This is a genomic window from Gaetbulibacter saemankumensis DSM 17032 (assembly GCF_000425645.1).
Lineage (GTDB): Bacteria > Bacteroidota > Bacteroidia > Flavobacteriales > Flavobacteriaceae > Gaetbulibacter > Gaetbulibacter saemankumensis.
The window spans coordinates 259,435-281,645 of sequence record NZ_AUDV01000006.1; the positions used below are offsets into that span (position 1 = coordinate 259,435).

The following is a 22,211-nucleotide window of genomic DNA, read 5'->3' on the forward strand; positions in this document are numbered from 1 at the left end:
ATGAAAATTGCTTTATTAGGATACGGAAAAATGGGTAAAACCATTGAGCAAATTGCCATAAATCGTGGACATGAAATTGTTCTAAAAGTAGATAAAGATGATAAGGATTATGACATTACCATAGCTGATGTTGCGATTGATTTCAGCATCCCTACTGTGGCCTATAATAACATCTCTAATTGTTTAAACAATGGCGTTCCCGTAATTTCAGGAACCACAGGTTGGTTAGACAAATATGATGATGCCGTAGCTTTATGTAAAGAAAAAAATGGAGCTTTTATTTACGCTTCGAACTACAGTTTGGGAGTTAATATATTTTTCGAACTAAATAAAACTTTAGCGAAAATGATGACTGCCTTAAAGCAGTACAATGTGAGTATGGAAGAAATTCACCATACTCAAAAGCTTGATGCCCCTAGCGGAACAGCTATTTCTTTAGCTAACGACATCATTGCTAATAACAGTAATTATAACCAATGGAAATTAGAGGAATCAGGCAATCAGGTCATTCCAATTGCAGCGAAACGTATCGAAGATGTTCCAGGAACCCATACCGTAACTTACGAGAGTGAAGTTGACACCATAACAATTGAACACGTTGCCCATAACAGACAAGGCTTTGCCTTAGGTGCTGTTGTTGCTTCGGAGTGGATTGTTGGTAAAACCGGCATTTTTACCATGAACGATGTGTTAAACATTGGTTAACATCATTTCAAACTGTAACTAACCAAATGGTTTTGCTACAAACTAACAATTAAATATTTTCTATTATGACGCTTACGCAGTGGTTTGTTTTTATTTTAATAATTCAGGTAATTCATGGTTTAGGCACCTGGAAATTATACACAAAAGCCGGTAAACAAGCATGGGAAGCCTTTGTTCCTGTTTATAACGGTATTGTTTTAATGAAAATAATTAACCGCCCCTGGTGGTGGGTTATACTATTGTTTTTACCCATTGTAAACCTTATTATGTTTGCAGTTATTTGGGTAGAAACCGCACGCAGTTTTGGCAAGAACAGTTATTTAGACACCTTTCTAGCCGTAGCAACTTTAGGCTTTTATAATTATTATTTGAATTATGCGGCACAGATATCATACATAGAAAACCGCAGCCTAACTCCAAAATCTGGATCGGGGGAATGGACAAGTTCAATTTTATTTGCTATTGTAGCTGCCACTATTGTACACACCTATTTTATTCAGCCATTTACTATTCCGTCATCATCTTTAGAAAAATCTTTGTTAGTTGGCGATTTCCTATTTGTAAGTAAATTTCATTATGGTGCACGTGTTCCTATGACCACGGTTGGAGCACCTATGGTACATGATACTATTCCCGTATTAAAAACAAAATCGTATTTATTTGACGACCACAAAGGCAGCAAATCTTGGAAAAACAAATTACAACTTCCTTACTTAAGAATTCCTGGTTTTGAAAGCATTGAACGCAACGATATTGTTGTGTTCAACCAGCCCGCCGATACCCTGTTAGATATGAATAATTTTCATCCTGACAGAAATTACTATAAACCTATTGATAAAAAAACCAATCTGGTAAAACGATGTGTGGGCGTACCTGGAGATTCTTTAGAAGTTCGCAATGGCTTTGTATACATTAATGGCGAAAAAAATGTGCTGCCAGACCGAGCGCATTTACAATTCAGTTATTATGTGCAGCCGAAAACCAATCAATTTAACCCGGCCTATTTAAAAGAACGGTATGACATTACGGATGGCTTTGGCATAGGCATAGCAAACCAAAATAACACCTATTATTTCTCGGCTATTTCAGATGAGGCTTTATCGAAATTTAAAAACCACCCGAACGTTGCTAGTATTACTCCTATCATTCAGGAAAAAGGCGTACGAGATTCTAAAATTTTCCCGCACGATCCTAATTATAACTGGAATACCGATTTCTTTGGTCCGTTATACATTCCCGAAGCTGGAAAAACCATCGCTATTAATTTAGATGTACTACCTCTCTACAAGCGCGTTATTACCGAATACGAAGGCAATACTCTACAAGTTAAAGGCAATCAAATATTAATTAATGGTGAAGTTGCCAATACTTACACTTTTAAACAGGACTACTATTGGATGATGGGAGATAACCGTCATAATTCTATAGATGCCCGTGCCTGGGGATTTGTACCCTTCGATCATGTTGTTGGTAAACCTGTATTTATTTGGATGAGTTGGGATGGTAAAAGTCCACGTTGGGAACGTTTCTTCACGACCGTTGGAGGAAGTGGTGAACCAACATCATATTTAATTCCTTTCTTAGTGCTATTATTTGGTTATTTAGGATTTAACAAATACAGACAACACAAAAAAACGAAGAATTAACGTTAAAATTCTTAGGTAACCGAAGTTATTAACACCAATGAATATATTAATTCATCCAACATACTTTCCGAGTATTGCACATTTTTCTGCTATTGCAGCCGCAGAACATGTGATTTTGGAAGTTCAGGATAACTTTGTAAAACAAACCTATAGAAACCGCGCTTATATTTATGGTGCTAATGGCAAATTAGCGCTTAATATTCCGGTAATATTCTCACAAAAGAACCGATTAAAATACCACGAGGTTAAGGTTTTTAATGAGGAAAACTGGCAAAGTTTGCATTGGAAATCTCTACTGTCGGCTTATAGAACCTCTCCCTTTTTTGAATATTATGAGGATGAGCTTTACCCGTTATTTCATGAAAAGGTGGAATATTTATTAGACTTTAATTTAAAGTGCTTCCAAACGATTTTAGATTGTTTACAGCTAGATATTCCTATGTCAAAAAATGAAATATTTGAAAAAGAACCCGCTAATGTTAAGGATTGTCGTTACTTAGTCCATGCGAAAAAAGAACCAGAATACAAATTTACCGAATACACACAAGTGTTCAGTGAAAAACACGGCTTCATTTCAAACCTGAGTATCTTAGATTTACTTTTTAATGAAGGCCCTAATGCCCTAACCTATCTTGAAGAACAAACTTTAACCATTCCGTAATGCTTCAACCTCTCGTTCATTACAGTTGCCATGTGTTTCTTCCTCTAGTAGTGGCACTCCTATTTTTTAAAAGTCAATGGAAAATAGCATTTTTAATTATGCTTTCAGGTATATGGATTGATATCGACCACCTATTGGCTACTCCTGTATTCTCACCAAACCGCTGTAGTATTAATTTTCATCCTTTACATAGCTATTACGCGATTATTGTCTATAGTATTCTAAGCAGCATTAAAAAGACCCGATTAGTAGGTCTGGGCTTAATTCTACACATTATTTCCGATACGGTAGATTGCAGTTTTATGTAACCTAATTAATAGACAGAGAAGCCATTATAGGATAGTGGTCGGAGTATTTTTCGTAATAAGTTTTAAAACTATTTACGGTAAAGGATTTATCGACAAAAATATAGTCTATTCTTACAGGAAAAAATTTTAAATCATAAGTGCTTCCATAACCATGTCCAGCTTCCCGAAAACTATCATTTAGATTACTTTTAATTTCTCTATAAACATAGGAAAATGCCGTGTTATTTAAATCACTACACACAACCATTCGATACTTACAGGCTTTTTTATGCTCTAAAAATAGTTCCGTTTGCTCTTGTTGCCTTTTAAACGTACTCCCTACCCGATTGATTAATCGTTCGGAATCTTCATTCTTAAAATGTTCAATATCTTTTGTGATTCGTAAAGATTCCAAATGCACGTTATATACTCGCAAGGTATCTATATCCTTAACAATATCTACAAATATAGCATTATTCGGGGTGTTTGGAAATTCAACGGATCCCGAATTAATAATTGGGAATTTTGAAAATATGGCTTGACCATGTTTCGTTTTATTTCCCGATACCTGCTCAAATTTATATTTAAAAAAAGACAAATCTACTGCTTTACCTGGATGATATTCTTGAATACACAACACATCCGGCGCTTGCTCCTTTACAAAGTTCACTATTTTAGTATCAATACCTTGTTCAGGAATCCAGTCGTATAAATTAAAGAGACGTACGTTATAATTCATCACTTTAATAGTATTGCTCAATTCCTTGTTATTTGATGAAGAAAACTTATAAATAGACCCAAAAAACACATAACCTATACCCAACACCAGAAGGGATAAAATAAGCTCTTTCTTTAATTTTATCAACCAATAAATGAAGAACAACAAATTACTTAAGATTAGAAAAGGGGCTCCTAAATTTAATACTGAAAGTATTGCGAAGGTTTTAGGCGGAAAAAAAGGCAATACATAAGAAAACAAAAGTACCACGGCCACTATTACATTTAGCAGATAGATAAATTTATTTATAATACTTAAGTTTTTCATTTAAAACATCCAGCGATTAATACTTAAAACACTAAATTATTTACCTGCACGAAACAAAAATTCCTTTTCCTCTGCTGTTAAACTGTCGTAACCACTTTTACTAATCTTATCTAAGATAACATCTATTTTCTTTTGATTATTAAATTCATTAAAATCGGAACCTTGATAACCAGCCATTTTGGCTTTATTTTTATGAACCGTTTTTAATGGTCTCTTTCTTGTCCATTTAATATTACTCAAAAATTCACCAAATCCCTTCCCTATATCATGTCCCTTAGTTAATTGTTTTGCATAAACAAAGCCCAATAAAGCCCCCCCTAAATGCGCTAAATTCCCACCAGCATTAATCCCAAACAAACCAATTACATCCAAAATAACAATTGCTAATCCTATATACCATAGTTTTATGTTAAAGGTGAAAAAACGTACTTCCTGATAAGGCAAATAAGCACATATAAAAATAAGCAAGGCTCTAATAGCAGCTGAGGCTCCAACTAAAGACGAACTCACACCAAATACCGTTGGGAACAATGTATAACTAAGCATATATAATAAACCACCACTGATAGCACCTAAAAAATAAATGCTTAGTCCCATTTTAGGACTGAACAAGTTCAAAAACATTTGCCCTATAAAGTAGAGCCAAAGCATATTAAACAGAATATGAATAAAATCGTAATGTATAAATGCATATGTAATGATACTCCAAGGCTTGAGAATGAAATCGCCTGCATCACTCGGTAATTCTAACCAAACCATGTAACGCCTTAATATCAATCCTAAAACAAAGATTACCACATTAGCTACAATGATTTTCTCAAGAACATTAAGCCGTTTTAATTTATATTTTACGTCGTCTAACAAGCTACTCATTAATACCAGCGATTTTGATTAAATTGATTTTTCTTCCAGTACCACATAATAATAAAACCTGCTAAAGCGCCTCCAACATGCGCCATATAGGCCGTATTACTAGGACTAAAGAATGACTGCCCTGTAATACCAGATATTAAATCTAAAATAATAATTCCCGGAATAAAATACTTCGCTTTTATTGGTATTGGTAAAAAAATTAACATTAGTTCTGCATTCGGGTTTAGCATACCAAAAGCTACCAAAACTCCCATAATACAACCTGAAGCACCTACCATACTTCCATTGAAAACAGGAAATATATTTTGCAATTCCATTAATTGAGCCTTAGAAATATTACCCATTACTTTATTAGTAGAGAGCATTTGGGTGATTTGATCTGAAGATAATCCTGAGGCAATTAAATTGTTAAAACTTGGAACGTATTCAAAATAATAATACCCTAATTGTAAAAGTACAGCACCTAATCCTGCTGAAAAGTAAACAAATAAAAAGCGTTTACTTCCTAACATCTGTTCTACTGGCGTACCAAACATCCATAATGCAAACATATTAAAAAGAATATGTGTTATGCCTCCATGCATAAACATATGTGTAACAATTTGCCAAGGTTGAAAAGCCGGATTTTTAGGAAAATACAAGGCAAACCATTCATAAAAAACGCCATTACTTATGGTTAGGGTACCGATAAACACAATAACATTAATAATTATTAGATGTTTTACGGTTTCGGAAATTCTTATCATATACTAAATAAATTTTTTATCCAACTCCTCGACACTCATTGTTATGAATGTTGTACGGTTAGTTGGTGAAACACTTGGCTCTTTACATGCAAACAATTTATTTACCAAATGTTCCTGTTCTTCTCTTTGTAGCGATTGCCCTGTTCTTATTGCTAAACTTTTAGCTAATGACTTCGCTAATAAATCGGTAGCACTAAAATTACTTTCAGGCACCTCATTTTCCACATCACTGATAAGCTGTTCCAAAATAATAGACACCTCACTTTCCGGCACACTCACAGGAACACCAGTTATTTCAACAAGATCTTCATCTATATTCGAAAATATAAATCCAATATGAGTTAAGTCTTCCATAAGGTTTTCAATGATATGAACCTCATGACTTGAAAAGTGAAGCTGCAGTGGAAATAATAACTGCTGACTCACCCCTTCTTTAATTGTCATATTTCGGAGAAAATCTTCATACAATATACGTTGATGCGCACGATGTTGGTCTAAGACCAAAATGCCAGATTTTATAGTACTAACAATATATTTGTTATGAATTTGATACGTCGTTTGAATTTTTTCTACCTCATTATCTTCTGTAAAAATAGTTTCCGTAGTTTCTTCACTTTCAAACTCAACCCCCTTAAAGTCATCATCCTCATGCTCATTACTCTTAGATTCAAGTCCGACATACAAACTTTCCCAACTGGGAGAATCCTTTGAAGCACCACCTCGGGCCGCTGCCACACGAACCCCTGACAAGGCCTCTTCTTTAAAAGGATTAAAGGTTTTATCGACCTCAATAGTAGGGGTTATTGTAGGTTTTTTTGAGTAATCGTAAGGCGTATCAAGGCTGGAATCACGATCAAAATCTAAAACAGGTGCAATATTAAACTGCCCTAAACTGTGTTTTACGGCAGAACGCAATAAGGCATACAACGTATGCTCGTCATCAAACTTTATTTCAGTTTTGGTCGGATGAATATTAATGTCAATCGTCTCCGGATTTACACTTAGTTTTAAAAAATAACTAGGATGTGTTCCTGGTTTAAGCAGACCATCGAAAGCTGAACTTATGGCATGATTTAGATAAGCACTTTTCACAAAGCGATTATTAACAAAAAAATACTGTTCATTACGAGTCTTCTTGGCATATTCTGGCTTACCAACAAAGCCTGAAATTTTAAGCACCTCAGTATCTTCCTCTACAGGCACTAATTTTTCATTAGTTCTATTACCAAAAATATTTACGATACGTTGCCTGTAATTACCAGAAGGCAAATTAAAATTTTCACTCCCATTATTATAAAACATGAAATTTATGTCAGGGTGTGCCAAAGCGACACGATGAAACTCATCAATCACATGTCTTAATTCTACATTGTTCGACTTTAAAAAATTTCGTCGTGCGGGAATATTAAAGAACAGGTTTTTAACACAAATAGACGTTCCGTTTGGCACTACGGCTACATCTTGTGACACCACTTCACTACCTTCAATTTCTATGGTGTGACCAATATCGTCTAACTCTTGTTTCGTTTTTAACTCTACATGAGCTATCGCAGCAATACTCGCTAAAGCTTCTCCACGAAATCCTTTTGTATTAATTTGAAATAAATCTTCGGCGCTCCTAATCTTAGATGTCGCATGACGTTCGAAGCTTAATCTGGCATCAGTTGCACTCATACCTTTGCCATTATCTATAACTTGAACTAAAGTTTTACCCGCATCTTTAATTATAAGTTTAATTTGAGTCGCATTCGCATCAATGGCATTTTCCAATAACTCCTTTACCACAGATGCCGGACGCTGAACAACTTCTCCGGCTGCTATTTGATTTGCAACATGATCAGGTAATAGCTGTATTATATCGGCCATGTATTATTTAAAAAATATAGATAAATCGAAATCGATAATAAAAAGAAATACCAGTATAAGTACACAAACGATAATTAAAATACGTTTGTTCACTTCTTTATCTGGATTATTTTTAAAATCGTCTAAAGCATTAATAAATTTAGTTTTTAATCCGGTATTTGGTCCAACGGTCTTTCTAAAATGATCAAATTTATGTTTAATTTCATAAGGACTACCCTCTCCGTCATTATTGTAATAACGTGGTGTATAATTAAACTTTTTATTTTTTCGTGTTTTTAAAAGACCCATAATTTTAAGACTTTACAAAGTTTACATGTACTTTGTTTCTAATATATACATACAAATCAATAATAGTACCAAAATTATAATTAAGGTACGAATTGACATGCCTCCTCGTTTTTTTTGATTATTACCACGTGAAGCGTTCCATTTGTCAGAAAAACTGCGAATTCGAGATGTCTCGAAATCATCTAATTCTTGGTTTTCCTTAGAAAATCTTGGTCGATAATTAAAGGTTTTATTTTTACGTTGTTTAAACAAAATACCGCATCTTATACTTCAAAAATACTTAAAAATAGGGAGAATGAAGCAGAGGCCTTGCTAAAAATTGTTAACAACAAATTGCTATAAGCTTAATAAATTTAAGCCATCAACGAGCTTTTAAACAAAATAAGGGACAAATTTATACTAAGAACTAATTTTTAGAAATTATGGCGCAAGTTAGCCATTCTTATAGCCGCAATACCAGCTTCGGTTCCCTTATTACCATGTATACCTCCGGAACGATCGATAGACTGTTGCATATTATTATCTGTAAGTACACAGAAAATAACCGGCGTTTCATGCAAAACATTTAAGTCTTTAATCCCCTGTGTAACCCCTTCACAAACAAAGTCGAAATGTTTTGTCTCCCCTTGTATAACACAACCTATAGCAATGACAGCATCGACAATATGATCCTGCATTTTTTTACAACCATAGATAAGTTCGAAACTACCAGGTACATCCCAACGTATGATATTATCAGGCAGAACCCCATTCTCGATTAACACATTATAAGCCCCTTCAAACAACCCCTCGGTAATAGTGTCATTCCATTCTGAAACAACAATCCCAAACCGAAATTTACTCGCGTTTGGGATTGTTTTCTTATCGTAATCCGATAAATTTTTATTTGCCGTAGCCATATTTTATTTGCTTGCTAATACTTTTGCTTTACCAATAAACACATCTACTTTTCCTGCTTCGGTAGAATTAGGATACTCTTCTTTTATTTTTTCGAAGAAATCAAGAGCTTTACCAGCCTTATCCAATTCTAAAGCTATAGTTCCTGCCTTAAACAAGTACATGGGCGTTGTGTAATCATTATTACGCATAGAAGCTGCTTCTTCATAATAATCTAACGCATCTTCTGGTTGATTTAATTGCACAAAAGCATCTCCAATATTACCTTTAGCTAAAGGAGCTAAAATTTCATCTTCACTTTTAAACTTACTTAAATACTCCACAGCATTTTTGTAATCTTTCAAACGTAAATAAGCTGTACCTGCATAATAATTAGCAAGGTTCGCAGAAGGTGTTCCACTATACTCTGAAATAATATCCAGCATACCATATTTACCTTCTCCACCATTCAATGCTAAATTGAATAAAGAATCTTGCTCTACACCATTAACGGCTTCGTTAAAATATTTCTGGGCCTGGAACATATCATTCATTGCAGCTTCCTGCTTAGGTTTTGATATAAACTCATTAAACCCTAAGTACCCTAAAACCACAACAGCTACAACACCGATAAAGATTAAAATAAGTTTTTGATTCTTTTCAACAAAAAGTTCTGTTTTTGAAGCCGTCTCATCAAGCGTATTAAATACCTCTGCCGTTGTTGACCCCTCTTCGATATCGTGCTCTTTCTCTACCTTCGTTTTTGGTTTGTAACCTCTTTTGTTATATGTCGCCATTTATGTTGTCTATATTAATGTGTCGCAAAAATATAATTTTTCTTCATATCTAAAAGCTAAATTATTTGATATTTTTCAATAATTTGCACCGCCTTTTAAACAGTCTGCGCTTATTGTTGGGTTTAAGCTAATAATTTTATGATTTTAACATCCCTGTCATTACTCAATTACAAAAATTTTAAAAGCAAAACTTTTCAGTTTAATCACAAAATAAACTGTATTGTTGGGAATAATGGCATTGGAAAAACAAATGTACTCGATGCTATTTACCATTTATCGTTTGGTAAAAGTTATTTTAATCCTGTGGCATCTCAAAACATTAAGCATGACCAAGATTTCTTTGTAATTAATGGCGACTACATTAAAGATAACAAAGATGAAAAAATTGTAATTAGCTTAAAACGTGGGCAAAAAAAAGTTATTAAACGCAACGGTAAACCCTATGAAAAATTCAGTGAACATATTGGCTTTTTACCTCTTGTAATAATTTCACCTGCCGACCGTGATTTAATTATTGAAGGTAGTGATACACGTAGAAAATTTATAGACAGTGTTATTTCGCAGAGTGACAAAAATTATTTGAATCACCTTATAAATTATAATAAGATTCTAGCTCAGCGAAATGCTTTATTAAAATATTTTGCATTGAACCATACCTTTAATAAAGATACACTTGAAGTTTACAACGCCCAATTAAACGAGTATGGCAGTTTAATTTATGAAAAACGAGCAAATTTTCTTGAAGACTTTATCCCAATTTTCAAAGCCAGACACGAAGCCATCAGTAATGGAAAAGAAACAGTTGACCTCCTATACAGAAGTGATTTATCCGAAGACCATTTAAACAATCTCTTACAGAAAAACCTTAATAAAGATAAAAGTCTACAGTATACCAGCGTTGGCATTCATAAAGACGACTTACAATTCAATATTGAAAGTCATCCCATTAAAAAATTTGGCAGCCAAGGACAACAAAAATCCTTTTTAATCGCCTTAAAACTTGCGCAATTCGATTTCATTAAAGCTCAAAGTGGCGTAAATCCCATTCTATTACTTGATGATATTTTTGATAAACTAGACGAAAATCGTGTTGCTCAAATTATTAAATTGGTAGACGATAAAAATTTCGGTCAGTTATTTATTAGTGATACCCATACCGATCGCACAGAAAATGCCGTGAAGCAGGCTCATCAGTCCTATGAAATTTTCAGACTATCATAATTACAAAATCAGTACTTATTCACAATTTTTCAACTCCAAACACACTGCCTGTTGAAAAATTATTTCAAATAGACCTGCAAAACCTATTACCTTTACCACTCCTAACACCCATCCAATGGCAAAACGTAACAATGAACATATTAGCATTTCTGATGCGCTGAAGGAATTTGTAGAAACCAACAAATTAGAAAAAGGTTTAAATAAAGTTAATGTAGCCGATGCCTGGGCAGAACTAATGGGAAACGGTGTTAACAATTACACCAAAGCCATAAATCTAGAACGCGATACGCTTTATGTTCAACTGAACTCCAGTGTTTTAAGGGAAGAATTGGGCTATGGCAGACAAAAAATTATCGACATGCTTAACGAAGCTTTAGGCAAGGAAATAATTAAAAAATTGATTCTAAGATAATTAGAATAAAAACTTTTCTAAAGAAAAACGAAAATAAAACAACAAGCTATTATTATTTAGTGTACCTTTGTTGCTTAATTTTTTATAACAAATACAATGAGTAAAGGTACCGTAAAATTCTTCAATGACTCTAAAGGTTTTGGATTCATCGTTGAAGACGACAACAACAAAGAACATTTCGTACACATTTCTGGACTTATCGATGAAATTCGTGAAGGTGATGTAGTTGAATTCGATCTACAAGAAGGTAGAAAAGGATTAAACGCCGTAAACGTAAAAGTAGTCTAACAACATATACTTTAACAATTACACGAAAAGCTATCAATTAAATTGATAGCTTTTTTTGTTTTAAACTTTTTATAAAAAAAGTAGTTCAAATTATTTATTGATATTTTTTTTTACATATTTTTATAATATTAATAACTAATAATTTTAACATGATTACAGGATCAGTAAAATTCTTCAATGACTCAAAAGGCTTCGGTTTTATTATTGAAGAAGGTTCGCAAAAAGAACATTTCGTTCACATTTCAGGATTAATTGACGAGATTCGCGAGGGCGATAACGTTGAGTTTGAACTGAAAGAAGGTAAAAAAGGATTAAACGCAGTAAATGTAAAAGTAATTTAATATATACTATTTAATTTTTTTGAAACAAAAAATCCCGCAACATTGTTGCGGGATTTTAATTTTTATTAGTATCAAAATGTCTTAAAACATCTCTCTACCTGAAAAATGAAATGCACTTTCTATCGCTGCATTTTCATCACTATCACTTCCATGTACCGCATTTTCACCAATTGAAGCTGCGTACAATTTTCTAATAGTACCTTCTGCAGCATCTACTGGATTTGTTGCACCTATTAAAGTTCTGAAATCTTCAACGGCATTTTCCTTTTCTAAAACAGCTGCTACTATTGGTCCACGAGTCATATATTCTACTAACTCACCAAAAAATGGGCGCTCATTATGTATTGCATAAAAAGCCTCTGCATCTGCCTTTGTCATTTGGGTTAATTTCATTGCCACAATTCTAAAACCTGAAGCTGAAATTTTTTCTAAGATTGCGCCAATGTGTCCTTTTTCAACAGCATCTGGCTTTAACATTGTAAACGTTCTGTTTGTTGCCATTTTATTTATTTAATTTTTATCGCTTTTAAAATATTCAGACACAAACTTTGTAAAGCCTGCTTACATCCGAAAATCCTTTAATTTTCGTGCAAAAGTACGCTATTTATCATTAAAAACAAGCCCCTCCAATTTTAAAAAAATTGTATATTCGTTCCCTATGAATAAAGTAAATATCACCGACATAAAGAGCTTATTATCAAGTAAAAAGAAAATCATTATTGTTCCGCATAAAAATCCTGACGGTGATGCTATTGGCTCTACCTTGGGTTTATACCATTACTTATGCCAACTAAATCATGATGTCAAAGTTATTTCACCTAATGAATATCCACACTTTTTAAAATGGATGCCTGGTGAAAACAGTATTTTAAAATATGATACTCAAACAGAGGTTTGTAGTACATTAACACAAGACACCGACATTATATTTACACTGGATTTTAATGCTTTACATCGTGCTGGTAATATGGAAAGCATTCTTTCTAAAAGTGAGGCGATTAAAATCATGATCGATCACCACCAGGCACCAGATCCATATCCTAATTTTACTTATAGTGATGTCTCCATGAGTTCTACCTGCGAAATGGTGTATAACTTTATAGATATGCTTGGAGATAATGAACTCATTAATCCTGATGTAGCAACTTGTTTGTATGCTGGAATAATGACAGATACCGGCTCATTTAGGTTTCCATGTACAACTAGTAAAACGCACCGGATTATAGCTGATTTAATTGATAAAGGAGCTAAGAATTCTGAAATTCATAATAACATATACGACACAAATAGTTACCAAAAGTTACAATTGTTAGGTTGTGCATTATCAAACTTAAAAGTCTTGCCGGAGTATAAAACTGCTTATATAACCTTATCGCAGGATGAATTAAACAAATTTGATTATAAAAAAGGAGATACCGAAGGTATTGTTAATTATGGGCTATCCTTGAATAATATTGTTTTAGCGGCTATATTTATTGAAGACAAACAGGAAGGCATCATAAAAATCTCTTTACGCTCTAAAGGTGACTTTTCGGTAAACGATATGTCCAGATCATATTTTAATGGAGGAGGACATATAAATGCCGCTGGAGGTCGAAGTGAATCTACATTAGAAGAAACTGTTGAGAAATTTATTAGTATATTGCCTAGTTATAATAACGCCCTAAACAATGAATAAATTACTCATTTTAATCGTTTTAATATTAGCTATAGGATGTAAATCTCCCGAAGCTCGTCGCCCCATATCTGTTAAATCTGGCTCATTTATAGATGCTTCCGTAGAGCGTAATAAAACATTAAACGCTAAAGAACAGGCTCTTATTGAAAAAATAATGACTGACCAAAAGCACCATACGTACTTCGCCTCAGAAAGCGGGTTTTGGTATTATTACAACAATAAAATTGATTCTGATAGCCTTACAACTCCAGAATTTGGAGATTTGGTAAACTACAACTACAGTTTAAAAACTTTAAAAGGCCAATTAATATATTCTATCGAAGACCTGAAAACGCAAACCTATGTTATGGATAAAGAGGAACTATTTACCGGGTTACGTGAAGGATTAAAACTCATGAAATCTGGTGAAACGGTTACGTTTCTTTTCCCTTCTCAAAAAGCATACGGTTATTATGGCGATGAGAATAAAATAGGTCGAAATACGCCCTTAGTCTGTGAAGTTACTCTTAACTCTATTACAAAAAATGAAAATAATTAACATGTCCTTTGTTTTTAAATCATTTAAATTCTTAATTCTCGTTCTTACAATTACATTATCCGCTTGTAAAGCGCAATATCCAGAGCTTGAAGATGGCTTATACGCCGAATTTGTAACAAATAAAGGTGTTATGGTTGCGAAATTAGCCTACGATAAAACACCTGTAACAGTGGCTAACTTTGTGTCGCTTGCAGAAGGAGAAAACACTTTAGTTGATGAAAAATATTTAGATAAACCATTCTATAATGGACTTAAATTCCACCGCGTTATTAATGATTTTATGATTCAGGGCGGCGATCCGAATGGTGATGGCTCTGGTAATCCAGGATATCGTTTTAATGATGAATTCGACCCGAGTTTAAAACATACTAAAAAAGGCATTCTAGCCATGGCTAATTCCGGTCAAAATTCAAACGGCAGTCAATTTTACATAACACACAAGGCAACCCCTTGGTTAGATGCATATGATGACAATAATATTTTAAAAAACTGTTCTGGTCGACGTGTAAGTTGTCACACGGTATTTGGAGAAATTGTTCTAGGCTTGGAAGTTATAGATTCTATTGAAAAAAACGATATTATCGAACAGTTAAACATTATAAGAAAAGGCCGCAGCGTTAAATCATTTGATGCTCCAAAAGTTTTTAAAGCGCATTTTGCACAAGTAGAACATGAAGAAAAAGTAAAAGCCGAAAAAGAAGCTGCTATTATTAAAGCTTGTAAAGAGCGATTTGAAAAACAACAATCTCAAGCCATTACTTTACCTTCCGGCCTGCAGTATATCATTACAGAAAAGGGTTCGGGTGAAGCCTTAACTTCAAATTCCAAAGTACTTACCCATTATTCGGTATATTATGAAGACGGCAAACTCATTGATACCAGTAAATTAGAAACTGCAGAAGCCAATGGCGCGCTTAACGAACAACGCAAATTAGCCAATGGTTACCAGCCTTTAGAGGCAGACATCAGCCCAAATGCACGCATGATAGCAGGTTTTAAAGAAGGACTACAACAACTACAGGTTGGAGATAAAGCCACCTTATTTATTCCTTATCACCTTGCTTATGGCGAAACAGGTAACAGAGGTATAAAACCAAAATCCAACTTGATATTTGAAGTAGAAATTTTAGAATTACTCAAATAAAAATAGACTAAGAAATTATAAAAATCATCCTAAAACAAAATAAAACTTTATGTACTTATTAAAATTTGATTGGAATCCAGTTTCCGGCATCGATATCATCGGAAATTTTAAATTACACTTTTACAGCTTAATGTGGGTGATTGCATTTATATTAGGATGGTACATCATGAAACGCATTTTTACAAAAGAAAAAGTTTCCTTAGAATATTTAGATCCACTTTTTATATATACCGTTTTAGCAACTATGATTGGTGCCCGATTGGGCCATGTTCTGTTCTATCAATCTGAATTGATCTCCGAAGATTTTTTCAGCATATTTTTGCCATTTAAATTTAAAGGCGGCATAGAATTTACCGGTTTTCAGGGCTTAGCTAGCCATGGTGCTGCCATCGGGATTATCATCGGTATGTATTTATACCGCAAAAAATATAAATACAAATCGCTTTTATGGATTTTAGACCGGGTGGTTATATCTGTAGCCTCAGGAGCCATATTTATTAGAATAGGTAACTTTATAAATTCTGAAATTATTGGAAAAATTACGGATTCGGCTTTTGGTGTTCGTTTCATTCAGGACGAATATTATAAAAGGGAAATTGTACAGCTAACAGGTATCCGTGACCCACAAAAGGCTTATAATGCCGTGACCAACAACCCACAATTTCAAAATTTGCTGGATGCTGTGCCTTACAGACACCCTGCTCAATTATACGAATCATTCTCTTATGTTTTCGTATTCTTAATATTATGGTATTTCTATTCTAAAACATCAAAAAGAGAACAAACAGGCTTCTTATTTGGGCTATTTTTAATTCTACTATGGACCATTCGATTCTTTGTAGAGTTTGTAAAGGAACCACAAGGAGAGGAATATATTAACTGGTTCGGACTAAATACTGGCCAGTGGTTAAGTATTCCGTTTATTTTAATTGGTTTATACTTTATGTTTGTATACAAACCAAAACAACGAGTAAAATAAGGTGAATTCGCCCAGATTACATATTAACCTTTTAACAAGCCTAATGCTATTGACGTTAGGCTTGATTTCATGTAAGGAGCACAATAAAACAGTAAATCGAACCAAAGTTAGCTTCAAAAAGGAGGGTGAACTCAAAATATTTAAATCCGATGGCTCAACAATTAACTTAGATATTGAAATAGCCAATACCGATTATGAGATTCAAACCGGATTAATGTATCGAGACTCTATGGAACAATATCAAGGAATGTTATTTATTTTTGAAGACGTTACCGAACGTTATTTCTATATGAAAAATACCCACATTCCTTTAGACATTATTTACATCGATCCAAACAATAAAATAGTAAGCTTTCAAAAAAACGCAAAACCTTTTGATGAACGTTCACTTCCTTCTAATTTCCCGGCTAAATACGTGTTAGAAATTAATGCAGGCTTATCTGATATGTGGAATTTAAAGGTTTCTGATAGTATTGCCTACTCTACTCTCTAAATTTATTTTATCGTTATAAGATTCATGTATCTAATAGCACTTTAGGTTTTCAGTCAAAAAAAACAGTAAGTTTTTATAAGACTTAAAAACACCAATTCTTCCTCCTAAAATATATCTGTTAAATTAATAAAGTCTCTTAAAACGTGTTTTATAAGTCTTAGTATTTGTCTTTAATACTGAACAAAACACACTTTGGTTTACACCCCTAATTCTAACCACATCATTTAGATCAAAACCTTTCAACTTATAAAACAATACATTATGACTTTGCATAAAAAAAGCCTGTCAATATTGATATTGACAGGCTTTTTAAATTATTAAAAACTACTTATTAGTTTTTCTTTTTATTTAATTTCTTAACCGCATCAAACATTACAGGAGTTGCAATGAATAATGATGAATAAGTACCCACAATTACACCAACTATTAAGGCAAACATAAAGCCTCTAATTGAATCTCCACCAAAAATGAAGATTGCAAGTAATACCACTAATGTAGTTAAAGAGGTGTTTAAAGTTCTACTCAAGGTACTACTTAAAGATTCGTTTACAACACGTTTAAATTCCCAAGAAGTGTGCTCGTTAAAGTACTCTCTAATTCTATCGAAAACCACCACAGTATCATTTAACGAATACCCAATTACTGTAAGGATAGCCGCAATAAACGCCTGATCGATTTCCATACTAAAAGGCATAAATTTATAAGTAATAGAGAATACACCTAATACGATTAATACATCATGGAATACGGCTGCAACCGCTCCAAGAGAGTATTGCCATTTTTTGAATCGGAATAAGATATATAGGAACACCACTATTAAAGACCCTAAAATAGCCCAGAATGATGCTTGTTTAATATCATCTGCAATTGTAGGACTCACCTTAAATGATTCCATAATACCAACTTGCTTATTCTGATTGGTATTATCTATAAACTCTTCGTAAGTTATACCATCTAAATATGGTTGTAAAGCGTTATATAAACCAGATCTGATTTCTTCATCAACTTCGGTACCCGTTTCATTTACTTTATATTTAGTAACGATTTTTAATTGGTTTGCACTACCTACAGTCTTAGCATTAGCACTTCCAAAAACGTCTACTAATTTCGCTGTAATTTCAGAAGCACTGACGTCTTCAGCAAATCGAACCTGGTAAGTTCTACCTCCAACAAAATCAACCCCTTGATCTAATCCATTAGTAAATAACGACCCTAAACCTAAAACAATGATAGTTCCAGAAACGATATACGCTACTTTACGCTTAATTAAGAATTCGATATGAATATTTCTAAATAAGTTTTTAGTAAGCGCTGTTGAGAAATCTAAATTACCACCACGGTTAGCATACCAGTCGATTAATAATCTGGTAATGAATATAGCCGTAAATAACGATGTACCAATACCAATTAATAAAGTTGTTGCGAAACCTTTAATGGGTCCTGTACCAAATACAAATAAAATTAACGCTGTTAACCCAGTAGTAATATTGGCATCTAAAATTGAAGATAAGGCATTGTTAAATCCATCCTGAATAGCTTCTTTTTGTCCCTTACCTTTAGTTATTTCTTCACGTATACGCTCAAATATAAGTACGTTAGCATCCACCGACATACCAATAGTTAACACAATACCGGCAATACCAGGTAATGTTAATACTGCTCCTAATCCAGAAAGGATTCCGAAGATTAACAAGATGTTTAATAACATTGCAATATCGGCAAAAGCACCTACTTTACCGTAGTAAAACACCATCCACAACAGCACTAATACTAAAGCAATCATAAACGACATTGTACCACTATCAATAGCTTCCTGACCCAAAGAAGGTCCTACAACTTCGCTTGCAATAATGTCTGCCGACGCCGGTAATTTACCTGCACGTAAAACGTTTGCTAAATCGACTGCTTCATTTAAAGTAAAGTTTCCAGAAATTTCTGAGTTTCCACCAGAAATAGGACCTGAAGTAACTCCTGGAGCAGAATACACCACGTTATCTAAAACAATAGCAATCTGACTACCTTGAGAATAAGCTCTTCCGGTCATTTCTTCCCAAATCTTCGCACCTTTTGCATTCATTTGCATAGATACCGTTGGTTTTCCTGTTGGTCCGAATGCATTACGAGCATCGGTAACTACAGCACCACTTAATTCAGGAGTATTATCTCTGTTACCGACTAAGGCATATAAATCTACTAACTCGCTATCTTTTTCTGGCTTACCAAAAGCAAATTTCACATAACGTAATTCAGCAGGTAATAATGATTTTACCTGAGGCATATTTAAATACTCTAAAACAGTTGCTTTATCTTCAGCCGCAAAACGAGCCACGATAGGACCTCCCTGGTAACCTTGTCCTCGAAGTAAGTCGAAAATTGGATTTACAGTTTTCACTTCTGTAGAATCGGTTGTGGCATCTCCTAATAGATCATCAATGGTAGAATCATCTGCAGATTCTTCATCGGCACTTTTTGGAGCTTCTTCATCCGCATCAACCTTAACAATATCTTTTAACGTTTCATTAGCTTGTATTAAAAAGTTAAAAAATTGCTCGCCTTTGTATGCATCCCAAAACTCCAATTGAGCCGTACTTTGTAATAAAGCTGTTGCTCTTTCAACATCTTTAACACCCGGTAACTCTACAAGGATACGACCAGAATCTCCTAAACGCTGAATGTTTGGAGATGTAACACCAAACTCATCGATACGCTTACGTAATACTTCAAAAGCCGAAACAATAGACTCATCTATTTTTGTTTCAATTACTTTTTTAACCTGATCGTCGGTCATAGTACCGTCAATCTCTCCATCTAATGCCTTCGTATAAAAGATATCTGGTGAGGCTAATTTTGTATCACCTTTAATTTTATCGAAAGCAATAAAGAAATCCTGTAAATACGTATTCTGACTTTCTCTTTGAAGTGCAGAAGCATCATCTAAGGCCTTATTGAAAACAGGGTTTTTACTGTGATTTGCTAATCCTTTTAAGATATCTTTTACAGACACCTGAAGAATTACATTGATACCACCTTTTAAATCTAATCCAAGGTTCATGGCTTTTGCTTTCACATCATTATAAGTGAACTTTGCAATTCCAATATTGAATACGGTATCATTAGCGATACTTTCTAAATATTCAATCTCCTCGGCACTACGCTTGGCGCGGTAATTCTCTTCATCTTCAGAGATTTTATTAATTGCCATCTCCTCGGCATTACGCTCTATTTGACTTGCTTTAAACGTGAATGAAAGCTGATAAATACTTACTAATCCGAATAAAACAGCAAATAATTTTACTAATCCTTTATTTTGCATGTTTTTAATGTTTCGTTAAAACACCTTATAGTATTACTGTACTCGGCATTTTAACCTTTAAATTTGGTTAATTGAATGTATGAAAGTCTAAAAAATTACGTGTTGTAATTCTTTATTTTTTAATAATAAGTTTCTGTAATCATCGGGATAGTCACTTTAAATTACACTTTAAAGTGGTCTTATAACAAAGCATCCCTAAGCAATAGGTCCTGCTCGACCTTCTGGAATATTGCCTAATGTATTATCTATAGCAATTGCTATATTTTTGAAGACTTTTATGGCTTCTTCAGAAATTTTATTAGCGCCATGTGCATTTACATTATTAGAGTAGAAATACACATTCGGATTATAAAATCGATCTAAATCTTGTTTAGCCGTAAGGACACATTTACCATCTAAATCCCAACCAGTATTACTGGTTTTTTGAATTTCATAGACATTAAGATTGTAGTTTTTAGAATCCTTCTCAGTCGGTAAATCGGAAGTTTTAGAGATTTGACCATTAGAAGCATAGTTTAACTTCAGATTTTCATTTACAGACAATAAGCGCTTTACACTTGCAACATTAGCAGCACTATAATAACTAATCTTAATCTGACCGTCCTGAAGCTCTTGAACATTAATATGTCTAACACCAATAGCATGAAGCTGTTCTTTAACAACCACAATAGCACTTTCGGTTTCAGCAGATGTGATTGTTGCATCCGTGAATTGCAATACTATTTCCTGATTAGGTTCAGAAATTTGATTCTGATATATACCTAAAGCAGTAATAATTATTAATAAAGCACCAAAGTACCATTTTGCTCTCATGCGCCAAATATAAAAAAATAAAGACTGTATTTCTACAGTCTTTAAATAATTTATGTGATAATATATGGATTATTAAAATTCTAACAAACCATTTGTCTTTCTAACGCCTTCGGCACTTGATTGCATATGTGCTTTTTCAGCATCACTTAATGGAATATCAACGATTTTTTCAATACCATTTTTACCTAAAATAACAGGTACACCAATACAAATATCTTCTAAACCGTACTCACCTTCTAATAAAGTAGAACATGGGAACATTTTCTTTTGGTCGCAAGCAATTGCCTGAACTAATCCACTTACTGCTGCTCCAGGAGCGTACCATGCTGAAGTTCCTAATAATTTCGTTAGTGTCGCACCTCCCACTTTAGTATCGGCTGCAACCTGCTCTAAACGTTCTTCACTTAAAAATTCTGAAACTCTTACACTATTTCTGGTTGCATGCGAGGTTAAAGGCACCATACCAGTATCACTATGCCCTCCAATTACCATACCATCAACATCACTAATAGGTGCTCCCAAAGCTTCTGCTAATCGATATTTAAAACGTGCAGAATCTAAAGCGCCACCCATACCAATAATTCTATTTTTAGGTAACCCTGTAGATTTATGCACCAAATAGGTCATAGTATCCATTGGATTACTTACCACGATAATAATAGCATTAGGAGAATGCTCAATTAAATTAGAAGAAACCGTTTTTACAATACCTGCATTAATTCCTATTAATTCTTCGCGAGTCATTCCTGGTTTACGAGGAATACCTGAGGTAATAACACAAATATCGCTATTAGCTGTTTGACTATAATCGTTAGTTACACCTGTAATGGTGGTATCGAACCCATTTAACGAAGCTGTTTGCATTAAATCCATAGCTTTACCTTCGGCATAACCTTCTTTAATGTCTAACAAAACTACTTCTGAAGCAAAATCTTTAATCGCAATGTACTCCGCACAACTGGCTCCTACAGCTCCCGCACCTACTACTGTTACTTTCATGTCTTAAAATTTAATATTTTATAGTTAACTTTATTCTTCCACTTTGTTAGTCTAACAAATTTCCATAGACTAAAGTGTTTATTTTATGATATTAGTCATGCAAATTACAAATTATAATACTCTAAATAAAAAAGTGAAAGATATTATCTTTCACTTTTTTATATTATTTTTTTAAATATCATTTAAACCATAAATCGCATAA

Annotated in this window: 24 protein-coding genes; 13 read left to right on the forward strand and 11 right to left on the reverse strand. The window is 33.8% G+C overall.

Annotated elements, in window-relative coordinates:
- The 4 genes from dapB to H611_RS13925 all read left to right on the forward strand — a co-directional run bounded on the left by dapB (position 1) and on the right by H611_RS13925 (position 3,320).
- Positions 1 to 705 (forward strand): 4-hydroxy-tetrahydrodipicolinate reductase, encoded by a 705-nt coding sequence (dapB, locus tag H611_RS0103480; protein ID WP_027137035.1) that lies wholly within the window; start codon positions 1 to 3, stop codon positions 703 to 705.
- A gap of 65 nt (positions 706 to 770) precedes the next feature.
- Positions 771 to 2,351, forward strand: a complete 1,581-nt coding sequence (gene lepB, locus H611_RS0103485) for a signal peptidase I (RefSeq protein ID WP_027137036.1) — start codon at positions 771 to 773, stop codon at positions 2,349 to 2,351.
- Between the two features lie 37 nt (positions 2,352 to 2,388).
- Positions 2,389 to 3,012, forward strand: a complete 624-nt coding sequence (locus H611_RS0103490; protein ID WP_027137037.1) for a WbqC family protein — start codon at positions 2,389 to 2,391, stop codon at positions 3,010 to 3,012.
- Complete coding sequence (locus H611_RS13925; protein WP_035483301.1) at positions 3,012 to 3,320, forward strand: DUF6122 family protein; 309 nt, start codon at positions 3,012 to 3,014, stop codon at positions 3,318 to 3,320. Before H611_RS0103490 ends, H611_RS13925 begins: the two co-directional genes overlap by 1 nt.
- Position 3,321: 1 nt before the next feature.
- Here H611_RS13925 and H611_RS0103495 read toward each other — a convergent pair whose 3' ends face one another.
- From H611_RS0103495 to H611_RS0103530, 7 genes are all read right to left on the reverse strand, one after another.
- Positions 3,322 to 4,344, reverse strand: coding sequence for an endonuclease/exonuclease/phosphatase family protein (locus H611_RS0103495; protein ID WP_027137038.1), 1,023 nt, complete (start codon positions 4,342 to 4,344; stop codon positions 3,322 to 3,324).
- 36 nt (positions 4,345 to 4,380) lie between these two features.
- Complete coding sequence (locus tag H611_RS0103500) at positions 4,381 to 5,217, reverse strand: rhomboid family protein (RefSeq protein WP_027137039.1); 837 nt, start codon at positions 5,215 to 5,217, stop codon at positions 4,381 to 4,383.
- Positions 5,217 to 5,963 carry a rhomboid family intramembrane serine protease gene (locus H611_RS0103505; RefSeq protein WP_027137040.1) on the reverse strand — a complete coding sequence of 249 codons (747 nt, stop codon included), beginning with the start codon at positions 5,961 to 5,963 and terminating at the stop codon, positions 5,217 to 5,219. The genes H611_RS0103500 and H611_RS0103505 overlap by 1 nt, the downstream gene beginning before the upstream one ends.
- A 3-nt stretch (positions 5,964 to 5,966) precedes the next feature.
- Positions 5,967 to 7,829, reverse strand: a complete 1,863-nt coding sequence (mutL, locus tag H611_RS0103510) for a DNA mismatch repair endonuclease MutL (RefSeq protein ID WP_027137041.1) — start codon at positions 7,827 to 7,829, stop codon at positions 5,967 to 5,969.
- A 3-nt stretch (positions 7,830 to 7,832) separates the two neighbouring features.
- The gene (locus tag H611_RS0103515) at positions 7,833 to 8,117 is read right to left on the reverse strand and encodes a hypothetical protein (protein ID WP_027137042.1); all 285 of its coding nucleotides are present in this window, start codon (positions 8,115 to 8,117) and stop codon (positions 7,833 to 7,835) included.
- Positions 8,118 to 8,530: 413 nt separating this feature from the next.
- Entirely contained in the window at positions 8,531 to 9,016 is a 486-nt protein-coding gene (gene ribH, locus H611_RS0103525; protein WP_027137044.1) for a 6,7-dimethyl-8-ribityllumazine synthase, read from the reverse strand.
- A 3-nt stretch (positions 9,017 to 9,019) separates the two neighbouring features.
- Positions 9,020 to 9,790, reverse strand: coding sequence for a tetratricopeptide repeat protein (locus tag H611_RS0103530; RefSeq protein WP_027137045.1), 771 nt, complete (start codon positions 9,788 to 9,790; stop codon positions 9,020 to 9,022).
- Positions 9,791 to 9,928: 138 nt separating this feature from the next.
- Between H611_RS0103530 and recF the strand changes: the two genes are divergently transcribed.
- The 4 genes from recF (at position 9,929) to H611_RS0103550 (ending at position 12,052) form a co-directional block, all read left to right on the forward strand.
- Complete coding sequence (recF, locus tag H611_RS0103535; protein WP_027137046.1) at positions 9,929 to 11,011, forward strand: DNA replication/repair protein RecF; 1,083 nt, start codon at positions 9,929 to 9,931, stop codon at positions 11,009 to 11,011.
- Positions 11,012 to 11,126: 115 nt separating this feature from the next.
- A complete protein-coding gene (locus H611_RS0103540) occupies positions 11,127 to 11,423 on the forward strand; it encodes a DUF721 domain-containing protein (RefSeq protein WP_027137047.1) in 297 nt (98 codons plus the stop codon).
- A gap of 96 nt (positions 11,424 to 11,519) precedes the next feature.
- Positions 11,520 to 11,711: a cold-shock protein gene (locus H611_RS0103545; protein ID WP_027137048.1), complete on the forward strand. Its 192-nt coding sequence runs from the start codon at positions 11,520 to 11,522 to the stop codon at positions 11,709 to 11,711.
- Positions 11,712 to 11,860: 149 nt separating this feature from the next.
- Entirely contained in the window at positions 11,861 to 12,052 is a 192-nt protein-coding gene (locus H611_RS0103550; protein WP_027137049.1) for a cold-shock protein, read from the forward strand.
- Between the two features lie 81 nt (positions 12,053 to 12,133).
- Here H611_RS0103550 and H611_RS0103555 read toward each other — a convergent pair whose 3' ends face one another.
- Positions 12,134 to 12,553, reverse strand: a complete 420-nt coding sequence (locus H611_RS0103555) for a nucleoside-diphosphate kinase (protein WP_027137050.1) — start codon at positions 12,551 to 12,553, stop codon at positions 12,134 to 12,136.
- Between the two features lie 157 nt (positions 12,554 to 12,710).
- Between H611_RS0103555 and H611_RS0103560 the strand changes: the two genes are divergently transcribed.
- From H611_RS0103560 to H611_RS0103580, 5 genes are read left to right on the forward strand one after another with little or no spacing between them, the layout of a single operon-like run.
- Positions 12,711 to 13,730, forward strand: a complete 1,020-nt coding sequence (locus tag H611_RS0103560; protein WP_027137051.1) for a DHH family phosphoesterase — start codon at positions 12,711 to 12,713, stop codon at positions 13,728 to 13,730.
- Positions 13,723 to 14,268, forward strand: coding sequence for a gliding motility-associated peptidyl-prolyl isomerase GldI (gldI, locus tag H611_RS0103565; protein ID WP_027137052.1), 546 nt, complete (start codon positions 13,723 to 13,725; stop codon positions 14,266 to 14,268). The genes H611_RS0103560 and gldI overlap by 8 nt, the downstream gene beginning before the upstream one ends.
- Positions 14,255 to 15,412 (forward strand): peptidylprolyl isomerase, encoded by a 1,158-nt coding sequence (locus tag H611_RS14985; RefSeq protein ID WP_084158133.1) that lies wholly within the window; start codon positions 14,255 to 14,257, stop codon positions 15,410 to 15,412. The genes gldI and H611_RS14985 overlap by 14 nt, the downstream gene beginning before the upstream one ends.
- 49 nt (positions 15,413 to 15,461) lie before the next feature.
- Positions 15,462 to 16,391, forward strand: a complete 930-nt coding sequence (lgt, locus tag H611_RS0103575) for a prolipoprotein diacylglyceryl transferase (protein WP_027137054.1) — start codon at positions 15,462 to 15,464, stop codon at positions 16,389 to 16,391.
- A 43-nt stretch (positions 16,392 to 16,434) separates the two neighbouring features.
- Positions 16,435 to 16,884 carry a DUF192 domain-containing protein gene (locus H611_RS0103580; RefSeq protein ID WP_035483304.1) on the forward strand — a complete coding sequence of 150 codons (450 nt, stop codon included), beginning with the start codon at positions 16,435 to 16,437 and terminating at the stop codon, positions 16,882 to 16,884.
- A gap of 331 nt (positions 16,885 to 17,215) precedes the next feature.
- On the opposite strand, the gene secDF is transcribed toward H611_RS0103580, so the two are convergent.
- The 3 genes from secDF to mdh form a co-directional block, all read right to left on the reverse strand.
- A complete protein-coding gene (secDF, locus tag H611_RS0103585; RefSeq protein WP_027137056.1) occupies positions 17,216 to 20,197 on the reverse strand; it encodes a protein translocase subunit SecDF in 2,982 nt (993 codons plus the stop codon).
- A gap of 195 nt (positions 20,198 to 20,392) precedes the next feature.
- On the reverse strand, positions 20,393 to 21,010 hold the full coding sequence (locus tag H611_RS0103590; protein ID WP_027137057.1) for a hypothetical protein: 618 nt from the start codon (positions 21,008 to 21,010) through the stop codon (positions 20,393 to 20,395).
- Positions 21,011 to 21,082: 72 nt separating this feature from the next.
- The gene (gene mdh, locus H611_RS0103595; RefSeq protein WP_027137058.1) at positions 21,083 to 22,009 is read right to left on the reverse strand and encodes a malate dehydrogenase; all 927 of its coding nucleotides are present in this window, start codon (positions 22,007 to 22,009) and stop codon (positions 21,083 to 21,085) included.
- Positions 22,010 to 22,211: the final 202 nt, after the last annotated feature.

What these genes read in the sequence shown, in the direction of transcription:
- H611_RS0103540 (WP_027137047.1), top strand. Translation starts at nt 11,127, where the DNA reads ATGGCAAAACGTAACAATGAACATATTAGCATTTCTGATGCGCTGAAG.
- secDF (WP_027137056.1), bottom strand. Translation starts at nt 20,197, where the DNA reads ATGCAAAATAAAGGATTAGTAAAATTATTTGCTGTTTTATTCGGATTA.
- ribH (WP_027137044.1), bottom strand. Translation starts at nt 9,016, where the DNA reads ATGGCTACGGCAAATAAAAATTTATCGGATTACGATAAGAAAACAATC.
- H611_RS0103505 (WP_027137040.1), bottom strand. Translation starts at nt 5,963, where the DNA reads ATGATAAGAATTTCCGAAACCGTAAAACATCTAATAATTATTAATGTT.
- lepB (WP_027137036.1), top strand. Translation starts at nt 771, where the DNA reads ATGACGCTTACGCAGTGGTTTGTTTTTATTTTAATAATTCAGGTAATT.
- H611_RS0103555 (WP_027137050.1), bottom strand. Translation starts at nt 12,553, where the DNA reads ATGGCAACAAACAGAACGTTTACAATGTTAAAGCCAGATGCTGTTGAA.
- dapB (WP_027137035.1), top strand. Translation starts at nt 1, where the DNA reads ATGAAAATTGCTTTATTAGGATACGGAAAAATGGGTAAAACCATTGAG.
- lgt (WP_027137054.1), top strand. Translation starts at nt 15,462, where the DNA reads ATGTACTTATTAAAATTTGATTGGAATCCAGTTTCCGGCATCGATATC.
- H611_RS13925 (WP_035483301.1), top strand. Translation starts at nt 3,012, where the DNA reads ATGCTTCAACCTCTCGTTCATTACAGTTGCCATGTGTTTCTTCCTCTA.
- H611_RS0103495 (WP_027137038.1), bottom strand. Translation starts at nt 4,344, where the DNA reads ATGAAAAACTTAAGTATTATAAATAAATTTATCTATCTGCTAAATGTA.
- H611_RS0103590 (WP_027137057.1), bottom strand. Translation starts at nt 21,010, where the DNA reads ATGAGAGCAAAATGGTACTTTGGTGCTTTATTAATAATTATTACTGCT.
- H611_RS0103550 (WP_027137049.1), top strand. Translation starts at nt 11,861, where the DNA reads ATGATTACAGGATCAGTAAAATTCTTCAATGACTCAAAAGGCTTCGGT.
- H611_RS0103530 (WP_027137045.1), bottom strand. Translation starts at nt 9,790, where the DNA reads ATGGCGACATATAACAAAAGAGGTTACAAACCAAAAACGAAGGTAGAG.
- H611_RS0103500 (WP_027137039.1), bottom strand. Translation starts at nt 5,217, where the DNA reads ATGAGTAGCTTGTTAGACGACGTAAAATATAAATTAAAACGGCTTAAT.
- gldI (WP_027137052.1), top strand. Translation starts at nt 13,723, where the DNA reads ATGAATAAATTACTCATTTTAATCGTTTTAATATTAGCTATAGGATGT.
- mutL (WP_027137041.1), bottom strand. Translation starts at nt 7,829, where the DNA reads ATGGCCGATATAATACAGCTATTACCTGATCATGTTGCAAATCAAATA.
- H611_RS0103545 (WP_027137048.1), top strand. Translation starts at nt 11,520, where the DNA reads ATGAGTAAAGGTACCGTAAAATTCTTCAATGACTCTAAAGGTTTTGGA.
- recF (WP_027137046.1), top strand. Translation starts at nt 9,929, where the DNA reads ATGATTTTAACATCCCTGTCATTACTCAATTACAAAAATTTTAAAAGC.
- H611_RS14985 (WP_084158133.1), top strand. Translation starts at nt 14,255, where the DNA reads ATGAAAATAATTAACATGTCCTTTGTTTTTAAATCATTTAAATTCTTA.
- H611_RS0103490 (WP_027137037.1), top strand. Translation starts at nt 2,389, where the DNA reads ATGAATATATTAATTCATCCAACATACTTTCCGAGTATTGCACATTTT.
- H611_RS0103560 (WP_027137051.1), top strand. Translation starts at nt 12,711, where the DNA reads ATGAATAAAGTAAATATCACCGACATAAAGAGCTTATTATCAAGTAAA.
- H611_RS0103515 (WP_027137042.1), bottom strand. Translation starts at nt 8,117, where the DNA reads ATGGGTCTTTTAAAAACACGAAAAAATAAAAAGTTTAATTATACACCA.
- mdh (WP_027137058.1), bottom strand. Translation starts at nt 22,009, where the DNA reads ATGAAAGTAACAGTAGTAGGTGCGGGAGCTGTAGGAGCCAGTTGTGCG.
- H611_RS0103580 (WP_035483304.1), top strand. Translation starts at nt 16,435, where the DNA reads ATGCTATTGACGTTAGGCTTGATTTCATGTAAGGAGCACAATAAAACA.